At 65.4% G+C, this 9420-nt stretch carries 5 protein-coding genes and 1 pseudogene; 4 read left to right on the top strand and 2 right to left on the bottom strand.

The genetic code is table 11. The features are described 5' to 3' along the window. Window positions 1-142 precede the first annotated feature (142 nt). Both FMZ75_RS20465 and FMZ75_RS22315 read right to left on the bottom strand, forming a co-directional pair. Window positions 143-388, bottom strand: a complete 246-nt coding sequence (locus FMZ75_RS20465; protein ID WP_370464770.1) for a helix-turn-helix domain-containing protein — start codon at window positions 386-388, stop codon at window positions 143-145. 32 nt (window positions 389-420) lie between these two features. Next, window positions 421-620: pseudogene (locus FMZ75_RS22315) on the bottom strand (type II toxin-antitoxin system RelE/ParE family toxin). A gap of 455 nt (window positions 621-1075) precedes the next feature. Between FMZ75_RS22315 and FMZ75_RS20455 the strand changes: the two are divergent. The 4 genes from FMZ75_RS20455 to FMZ75_RS20440 all read left to right on the top strand — a co-directional run bounded on the left by FMZ75_RS20455 (window position 1076) and on the right by FMZ75_RS20440 (window position 9213). Continuing rightward, entirely contained in the window at window positions 1076-4132 is a 3057-nt protein-coding gene (locus tag FMZ75_RS20455) for a DEAD/DEAH box helicase (RefSeq protein WP_166145962.1), read from the top strand. Between the two features lie 151 nt (window positions 4133-4283). After that, window positions 4284-5801 carry a 3' terminal RNA ribose 2'-O-methyltransferase Hen1 gene (locus FMZ75_RS20450; RefSeq protein ID WP_370464769.1) on the top strand — a complete coding sequence of 506 codons (1518 nt, stop codon included), beginning with the start codon at window positions 4284-4286 and terminating at the stop codon, window positions 5799-5801. Next, window positions 5798-8350 (top strand): polynucleotide kinase-phosphatase, encoded by a 2553-nt coding sequence (locus tag FMZ75_RS20445; RefSeq protein WP_166145959.1) that lies wholly within the window; start codon window positions 5798-5800, stop codon window positions 8348-8350. Before FMZ75_RS20450 ends, FMZ75_RS20445 begins: the two co-directional genes overlap by 4 nt. A 254-nt stretch (window positions 8351-8604) precedes the next feature. Next, window positions 8605-9213 carry an HNH endonuclease gene (locus FMZ75_RS20440; RefSeq protein ID WP_166145956.1) on the top strand — a complete coding sequence of 203 codons (609 nt, stop codon included), beginning with the start codon at window positions 8605-8607 and terminating at the stop codon, window positions 9211-9213. Window positions 9214-9420: the final 207 nt, after the last annotated feature.

The following is a 9420-nucleotide window of genomic DNA, read 5'->3' as shown; positions in this document are numbered from 1 at the left end:
GAGAATCGCCGGTGGCCGCCGCAAGCCGCTCGCTCGCTACGGCGCTATGAAAAGCGCGCGTCGCAAGCGGCTTGCTCCCGAGCTGCTACACCACCGGTGGGGGCACGACCCCGGAAGTGGGCCGCTCCCGACTCGATAAGGGTCAAGCCGCAGAGAGGCGAACGTGAAACTTGCTCCCCGTCGCCTCGGCGAAACGCAAAAGAGTCTTCGTGCTCGGCAACGGTTGCCCGCTCTCCAGCCGAGCGATAGCCGACTGGCTCGTGCCCATGCGTGTCGCCAATTCGGCCTGAGAGAGGCCGGCACGAAGGCGAGCTTTGACCAGCTCTGTGGAAATCTCGAATTCGGGAGCGAGCGCGTCGTATTCGGCCTTGACCGCGGGGTTGGCCATAAGGCGAGCTTTGATCTTTTCGAATGGAATCGTCATGTCACCTCCTTTGCCCGACGTAACGCAAGCTCGATTTCGGCGCGTGGCGTTTTTTGGGTCTTCTTCACAAAGGCCCTGAGCACCACGACCTTGCGCCGACCGTCGTGACGTAAAGCGCTCGGGCTATTCCGTCTCGGCCCGTTAGGCGTAATTCCCACAGTTTCCCTTCTAGGTGCTTTACGTGTGGCTCGCTCAGACTTTCGAGACCGGCCGAGTTTATACGCTCGGCAAGCCGGAGAAACCGCGCCCTGCATGTCCGCCGGAAGGGCGGCGGTTTCCGCGACGACTGTCTCGTTCAGGATTTCGACGCGCCAAGCCATGATCGCTATCATCTCATTTTTGAGATGATGGAAAGATCCTTCGAAAAATGCGCGGAGAGCCGGAGGCGCTGGTTGGTTCCGTGAGCAGCTTCCCGGAAACCAGCCAGGACCGGCGCGTCCACTTTGGGCCTGGATATCGGAAGCGTATGAGGCCGCCTGGCCAGCATCGGATCCACAGCCCGCAAACAAATCCTGTGTATCCGCGGGCGCAATCTATTGCGGAAGATATGCGAGGGGGACCACAGATGGACGAGATCGTAGACGGTCGACACGGCGGAGCGGTCATGCCCGAGCGTCGTGCTTTTTAGCAACCGAGTGACAGAGACTCGAAATGTCGCGACGGACGAAAGCCGAGAACCCTTCACCGCGCAAGGAGGCGAGCAAGGTCGTCCGAAAGAAGAAGGCCGCCGCCGTGCTCGAACGCAAACCCGCTCTCGGTTGGCGCACGAGCGACGAGGACGAGATCGATCTGCGGCGCTGGCGGGGCAGCACCGAAATCCTCGATGTCGTCGCGCGCGATTCGAGTCAGGAATTTTTCGGTGATTTCCGGGTCCGCTCGACGAGCGGAGCCGATTACGAGGTGGAGATAAGAAGCCTCGACGGCCTCACGAATTCCTGCAGCTGCATCGACCACCGGGTCAATGCACTCGGGACCTGCAAGCACATCGAGGGCGCGCTGGCGGCACTTCGGCATAGAAGGGCCCGGGCTTTTCGCGCGGCAGGGGCGCAAGGCAGCCCGAGGATCGAGATATTTCTGGATCGTCGTGGCGAGGCGACGCCGACGATCGCCTGGCCGGAGACAGCCGAGACGAAATCGCTGGCGAAGGCGCGCGAATGGCTGCGCCCGTGGCTCGACGAGGACGGGGCGATCGCAGCATCGCCGCAGCGGATCGAGGAGCTGGCGGCGGCCCTGGCGAAGGCGCCGCCCGCCATGCACCAGGCCATCCGAATCTCCCGCCAATTCGCTCCCTGGCTGGAGCGGGCGCGGCGCCGGCGCGAACGGCTCGAAGCGGCCGCCGCCTTCTCCGCCGATGTTGCCGCCGGCCGCGCGACGCTCGACGTCCTGACCCATCCGCTGTTGCCGTATCAGCGCGAGGGAGCGATGCATCTCGCTTTCGGCGAGCGCGCTCTGCTCGCCGACGACATGGGGCTCGGCAAGACCATCCAGGCCATCGCCGGCTGCGAACTGCTGGCGCGGCGCAAAGGCGTCGAGAGGATCCTCGTCGTTTGCCCGGCGTCGCTGAAGGCGGAATGGGAAGAGCAGATCGCCCGCTTCAGCGCCCGCACGACCAGGCTCGTGTTCGGACCGCGCGCCCAGCGCCTCGCGACCTATCGCGCGCCGGCCTTCTTCACCATCGTCAACTATGAGCAGGTGCTGAGCGACGCCCCCGACATCAACGAAATATTGAAGCCGGACATCGTCGTGCTCGACGAGGCGCAGCGCATCAAGAACTGGCCGACGAAAACGGCGCGCCGCGTGAAGTCGCTCCGCTCGCCTTACGCCTTCGTGCTGACCGGCACGCCGATCGAGAACCGGATCGACGAGCTCTATTCGATCGTCCAATATCTCGATCCGGAGCTGCTCGGCCCGCTGTTCCGTTTCAACCGCGAGTTCTACGAGCTCGACGAGCGCGGACGTCCGATCGAGTACAAGAATCTGGCTGCGCTGCGCGAGCGCATCGCTCCGCTGATGCTGCGCCGGCGAAAGGCCGACGTCGAGAAGGAGCTGCCCGGCCGCACGGTCAAGACTTACTTCGTTCCTATGGCGGAAGAGCAGAAGCTTCGTTACGAGGACTACCGCCAGCCCGCGGCGCTATTGATCGCCAAGGCGCAGCGGCGTCCGCTGCGGCAGGAGGAGTTCGATCGACTCCAGCAATTGCTCGCCTGCATGCGCATGGTTTGCGATACGCCGGCGATTCTCGATCCGAGTTGCCGCATCAGCCCCAAGCTCGAGGAGCTGGAGAAAATCCTCGCCGATCTTCTCGATGAGCCGGATCGGAAAGTCATCATCTTTTCCGAATGGGAGCGGATGCTGACGATGGTGCGCGAGCTCGCGGGCGAGATGGGCGTCGAAGTCGCCTGGCACACCGGCTCGCTGCCGCAGGAGCGCCGTCGCGCAGAAATCAACCGGTTCAAGCGCGACCCCGCCTGCCGGCTGTTCCTGTCGACCGACAGCGGCAGCGTCGGGCTGAACCTGCAGGTCGCGAGCGCCGTCGTGAACGTCGACCTGCCCTGGAATCCGGCGAAGCTCGAGCAGCGCATCGCCAGAGCCTGGCGCAAAAATCAGCCCCGCTCGGTAGCGGTCGTCAATCTCGTCACGGAAGGCAGCATCGAGCATAGCATTCTTCACTTGCTCGGCCAGAAGCAGGCCCTCGCCGATGGCGTGCTCGACGGCGCCGGCGACGTTTCGGCGTTGAAAATGCCGTCCGGGCGCGGCGCTTTCATCGAGCGCATGCAAGCGGTGATGGGCGAGCCTTCGCACCGTGGACCGCGGATGGCTTCGGCGCAGGACGCATTCGTCGGGGATCTCGTCGAGCGTCTGGGCGAAAAGGCCTTGCTCGTCGAAGAGCGCCGCGGCGCCGACGGGAGGCCGCATCTGCTCGTCGTTCTCGACGCGGGTAACGAGGAATTGGCGGCCGAAGCCGCGCGCGCGGCGGAAGCCGACGCCTTCACCGCAGAATTCGTGGACGCGGCCGCATGGCGCGCCATGCGGCGCTTGGCCGCCGCGGGTCTGCTTCAATTCGCCTTCGAAGCGCGGGAGCTCCATCGAGCGCGCGGTCTGCCTGCGGAATCGCCCGTCGCCGCGAGCGCTGGGCCCCGAGAGGCCGAAGCCATGGCCGAGGCCCGATCGCGCGCTGCGGATGGCGAAGACCTTGGCCGACGGCGGGTTTCCGGAGGAGGCGCCCGCGCTGCTCGCCAAATCGCTGCGCGCCATGGCGACGGCGTTGCTGGCGACGCGGGGAGAGGCGCCCGTCCACGGCCAGAGCGCCGCCGACAGCGACATCCGCCGCTTGGTCGATTGCGGGGCGCTGCCGTCGGAAGCCATGGCCCTTCTCGAAGAGATGCAATCGCTTTCGAGTGGCGCCGCGATCGACGGCGTGGCGCCGGCTCTCGCCGGGGCGGCGCGAATCCTCACGGCGATCACGCGCAACGAACCGCGTCTGACCACGCAAACGGTGTAGTCGTAGCGGCGCGAACGTCGGATCGGGAGCAGGTTTCGCTGACGGAACGATCGACCGCCGTCCGGGCGCTGCGCTTTTGCAAACTCCGACGAAAAAGGCCTCCATCGGCGAACTCGCATTATTCTGCGAGCGCGTACGCCACAATAAGAAAAAGTGGTAGCGGCTTGGTGGCGGAATCGGCGGCGCGCCATCTAGCAATATATTGATTATATTGCAATATTTATGAATTGGTAGCGGAGGAGGGAACCGCTACCAATTGCCACGTAACATATTGATTCTACCGAATAACCCTATCCGGCAACCGCGCCGTCCAATGGTGACACTGATACATCATGGTGGCGCCTGGACGCAAGGATCGTGGACCATCGGCGTGGCGATCCGCAGGTCGGCGGCGTCGATCTCCGCCTCACGTTCGCCGCCCTCGGCCGAGACAAGCAGAAGCTCGCCTGCTATAGGCTGCCGCGCCGAACACATTGCCGAGCAAGCTCGATATCCGTCATGTATTTGTCCATCGCCACCACGCATGCGCCGGCCACCGATCTCGGCTTTCTGCTGATGAAGCATCCCGATCGCGCCCATGACCTCGAGCTGTCCTTCGGACGCGGAACCGTGTTTTTCCCCCAGGCCGATACGGAGCGCTGCGAGGCGGCGCTGATCCTCGACCTCGATCCGGTCGCTCTCGTGCGCGGCCGCGGCCGCGCCGAAGGGGTCGCGGATCAATATGTCAACGACCGTCCCTATGCGGCGTCGTCCTTCCTCTCGGTCGCCCTCAACAAAGCGTTCCGCACGGCGATGACCGGCGTCTCGCGTGAGCGGCCGGAGCTCGCGGCGACGGCGATCCCGCTCGAGATCGTCGTCGCGCCTTTGCCCGCGCCGCGCGATGGCGATTTGCTGGATCGCCTTTTCGGGCCGCTCGGCTGGACCGTGGAGGCGCGCCGAATCGAGGGAGCCGACGGCCCCTCGCGCTATGTCGAGCTGCGGCTCGCGGGGACGCTGCGCCTCGCCGATGCGCTCGGCCATCTCTATGTGCTGATCCCGGCGATGGACGCCGACAAGCATTATTGGGTCGGCGACGACGAGGTGGAGAAGCTCGTCGCCAAAGGCGGCGCTTGGCTCGCCGCGCACCCCGAGCGCGAGACGATCGCGCGGCGCTTTTTGAAGAACCGCCGCAGCCTCGCGCGCGCCGCCCTCGCGCGTCTCGCGCCGGACACCGAGGCTGAGGAGGGTCCAGAGGACGAAAAGGCGCCGCCGCGCGAGGAGGCGCTCGAGGCGCCGCTGCGTCTGCACGATCGGCGGCTCGACGCTGTCGTCGGTCTATTGAAGGAAGCGGGCGCGCGCAGCGTCGCCGATCTCGGCTGCGGAGAAGGCCGGCTGCTGCAACGGCTGGTCAAGGAGCGCGGCTTCGAGCGGATCATCGGTCTCGACGCCTCCACCCGCGCGTCGGAGCGCGCCAGGGAGCGCCTGAAGCTCGATCGCGCCGGCGGCCCCTCCATGGAGCGCGTGAGCCTGCTGCATGGCGCGCTCACCTATCGCGACGCGCGCTGGGCCGACGTCGACGCCGTCGCCCTCGTCGAGGTGATCGAGCATCTCGACGCTGACCGTCTGCCGACTTTGGTCGAGATCGTCTTCGGCGCAGCGCATCCGAAGACCGTGATCGTGACGACGCCGAACGCCGAATATAACGCTTTGTTCGATTCTCTGCCCGCCGGCGCCTTCCGTCATCCCGACCATCGCTTCGAATGGACGCGCGCGCAATTTCACGATTGGGCGGAAGCGATCGCCGAACGCCATGGCTATTCGGTCGCCTTTTCCGGCATAGGCGAGGAGCATCCGGACCTCGGCCCGGTCACACAGGTCGCGGTGTTCTCGAGATGAATGCGCCTCTCCCGACCCTCCTGGACATTCCCGATTTCTGCCTCGTCGTGCTCATCGGCGCGACGGGCGCGGGCAAATCGAGCTTCGCGTCGCGCTGGTTCAAGCCGACGGAGGTGATCTCCTCGGATCATTGCCGCGGTCTCGTCTGCGACGACGAGACCGACCAATCCGCCTCCGCCGACGCTTTCGCGCTCGTTGCCGCCATCGCCGAGAAAAGGCTGAAGAACCGCCGCCTCGCGGTGATCGACGCGACCAATGTGCGAGCCGCCGATCGCAAATCCTGGGTCGAGCTCGCGCGCCGCTGGCATGCGCTGCCCGTGGCGATCGTCGTCGATCCGGGCCTCGATGTCTGCATCGAGCGCAACAAGACGCGGCCGGATCGCGATTTCGGACCCGGCGTGCCGCAGCGCATGATTCAGGAGATTCATCGCGGCTCGCGCGGCCTCGCCAATGAGGGCTTTCGGCAGATCTGGAAGCTGTCCTCGGTTGCGGCGATCGAGGCGGCCGTCGTCGAGCGCCGCCCGATGTGGACCGACAAGCGCGACGATGTCGGCCCCTTCGATGTGATCGGCGACGTGCATGGCTGCCTCGACGAATTGCGGCGGCTGCTCGAATCGCTCGGCTATGTCGTCGAGGGCGAAGGCGACGCGGTCGCCGTCTCGGCTCCGCATGGCCGCAAGCTGGTCTTGGTCGGCGATCTCGTCGATCGCGGGCCGGATGTTCCGGGCGTGCTGCGCCTCGCTATGGCGGCGCAGGAGGCAGGCGTCGCCTACGTCGTGCAGGGCAATCATGACCGCAAATTGTCGCGCTGGCTCGAAGGCCGAAAGGTCACGGTCGGCCATGGGCTTCAGGAGTCGATCGATCAGCTCGCCGAGGAGACGGCCGAATTCCGCGAGCGCGTAAAGACTTTCCTCGCGGATCTCCGCAGCCATTATTGGCTCGACGGCGGCAAGCTCGCCGTCGCCCATGCGGGGCTGAAGGAGGAAATGATCGGCCGCGGCTCGCCCGCCGTCCGCGAGTTCGCTCTGTTCGGCGAGACGACGGGCGAGACGGATGAGTTCGGCCTGCCGGTGCGGCTCGATTGGGCGGCGAATTATCGCGGCCGCTCGGCCATCGTCTATGGCCATACGCCGACGCCGGATGCGGAGTGGGTCAACAACACGATCTGTGTCGACACGGGCTGCGTCTTCGGCGGCAAGCTCACGGCGCTGCGCTGGCCGGAGCGGGAGCTCGTCGAGGTTCCGGCGGCGCGCGCCTATTGCGAGCCGGCGCGCCCGCTCGTCCCCGCGCCCGAGACCGCCTTGCAGGCCGAGGCGGATCGGCTGCTCGACCATGCCGACGTGTCGGGACGGCGATGGATCGACACCACGCTGCTACGGCGCATTCCCATTGCCGAGGAGAATTCAGCGGCTGCGCTCGAAGCGATGAGCCGTTTCGCCCTCGCGCCGCAATGGCTCGTCTATCTTCCGCCGACCATGTCGCCGGTGGAGACGAGCGAGCGTGAAGGCTTTCTCGAGCGCCCGGAGGAGGCCTTCGCCTTTTTCCGCGAGCGCGGCCAAAGGGAAGTCGTGCTCGAGGAAAAGCACATGGGCTCGCGCGCCGTCGTCGCGCTCTGCCGCGACGCAGATGTCGCGCGGCGGCGCTTCGGCGTCCTCTCCGGCGAAAGCGGACAGATTTGGACGCGCTCGGGCCGCGCCTTCTTCGCGGATGGCGCCGAATGCGAGGCTTTGCTCGCGCGGCTACGCGCCGCTTGCGACAGCGCCCGCCTCTGGGAGTCGCTCTCGACCGACTGGCTCCTGTTCGATGCGGAGATTATGCCCTGGTCCGCCAAAGCCTCGGCGCTGATCGAGCAGCAATATGCGCCGGTCGCCGCCGCGAGCTACGCCGGGCTCGCGCTCGCCCATGACGCCGCCGCTCGCGGCGTCCCTGTCGAGGCAACGCGCGACCGGCTCGCGATCCGCGCCGAAAAGGCGGCGCGCTATGGCCAGGCATGGAAGCCCTATGTCTGGCTGGTTCGCTCGCTCGACGATCTGCGCATCGCCCCGTTTCATCTGCTGGCGAGCGAGGGCGCCACGCATTTCGACAAGGACCATCTCTGGCACATGTCGATGACCGAGACATTGGCGACGACCGGCGTGCAGAATGTGACGACGACTCGCTGGCGATGCCTCGCACTGGACGACGCCTCGGCCTGCGAGGAGGCGACGCGCTGGTGGGAGGAGCTGACATCGGCGGGCGGCGAAGGCATGGTGGTGAAGCCGCGAGGCTTCATCGCGCGCGGCGCCAAGGGGCCGATCCAGCCGGCGCTGAAGGTGCGCGGGCCGGAATATCTGCGCATCATCTACGGCCCGGAATATGATCTGCCGGAACATCTCACGCGCCTGCGTCAACGCGGGCTCGGCGCCAAAAGGACCAACGCCCTGCGCGAATTCGCGCTCGGTCACGAGGCCCTGACGCGCTTTACTGCCGGCGCGCCCCTGCGCAAGACCCATGAATGCGTCTTCGCCATCCTCGCGCTGGAGAGCGAGCCGATCGATCCGAGGCTCTGAATTACAGGGTTTCCGACGCGGGGGGGGGGGGCAACTCTCATCTCGCTTTGGCTTATGGGTAATGTTGTCCAAGATGCGCCATTTGTAGTCCTTCGCGCGCGGTACGGAAGCGGACTCGGCGTCCTCTTGCAAACGTAAGCTGCACTCCCCATACCCTCACGGACCGACGTTTCCGACCGCTCAGTCCCGTCAATCCCCCGGCGGGCACGGTCGGCGGCAGTCGATACTTCATCCCGTTTCAGGAAATTCACAGAATGACCAAATGCGCTATCTGCGGCAATCAAATATCGAACGACCCTGCCGACCCGCACTGCGACTCGGCCGAGCACATCTTCCCCAATGCGGTCGGCGGTCAGAAAAGCATATCCGGGTTCATTTGCCGCAAATGCAACAGCGAGACCGGCGATACGTGGGACGCAGCGCTTGCCACGTCGATGCAGTCGCTCGGCCTTATGTTCGGCGTCCAGAGAGACCGAGGCGAGATGCCGCCGCTCAAGACCGTTACGACCGAGGGTGAACGCATAACGTTACAAGCCGAAGGCGGCATGACCCTCACCAACCCGGAGTTCAAGAAGACGCAGCGGCCCGACGGCTCGATGGAATACAACATCAAGGCCCGGTCCGTGGACGAAGCGCGCCGGATTCTTGAAGGACTGAAGAAGAAGCACCCTGAGCTAGATGTCGAAACCGCGCTTGCGGATGCGACGGCGGTCGAGAAATATCCCGAGGGGGATTTTCACTTTGCCTTCCAGTTCGGCGGCCCCGAAGGGGGCCGTTCCATGGTCAAGACATGTCTCGCATTTGCGTTCTCGGTGTTGGCTGGCACGAGTGCGACCAGGCGACGGCTTACCTCCGCGATCTGAGCGCGAAGGCCTGCTTCGGATATTTCAGCACCCGCCGACCACAGGCATGGTTCTGAGCTACGCCGAGTATTTCGGCGCGGTGCGGATCGTGGCTTGCCTAGCATTACAGTTGCTTTTTGAGATGGGCTCGCCTTGCTTCGGCTTGGTGCGCTCGTCGCCATAACGACCATGCGATGACGAACTCGGGGCGAATGCGTTTTCGTGCGA

The organism is Methylosinus sp. RM1 (assembly GCF_011378635.1).
GTDB lineage: Bacteria > Pseudomonadota > Alphaproteobacteria > Rhizobiales > Beijerinckiaceae > Methylosinus > Methylosinus sporium.
Note: the sequence above shows the minus strand (reverse complement) of the source record. Positions and strands in the feature narration are given on the sequence as shown.

Excerpts from the sequence above, each read along its gene's own strand:
- FMZ75_RS20465 (WP_370464770.1), bottom strand. The coding sequence starts at position 388 with ATGGCCAACCCCGCGGTCAAGGCCGAATACGACGCGCTCGCTCCCGAA.
- FMZ75_RS20455 (WP_166145962.1), top strand. The coding sequence starts at position 1,076 with ATGTCGCGACGGACGAAAGCCGAGAACCCTTCACCGCGCAAGGAGGCG.
- FMZ75_RS20445 (WP_166145959.1), top strand. The coding sequence starts at position 5,798 with ATGAATGCGCCTCTCCCGACCCTCCTGGACATTCCCGATTTCTGCCTC.
- FMZ75_RS20440 (WP_166145956.1), top strand. The coding sequence starts at position 8,605 with ATGACCAAATGCGCTATCTGCGGCAATCAAATATCGAACGACCCTGCC.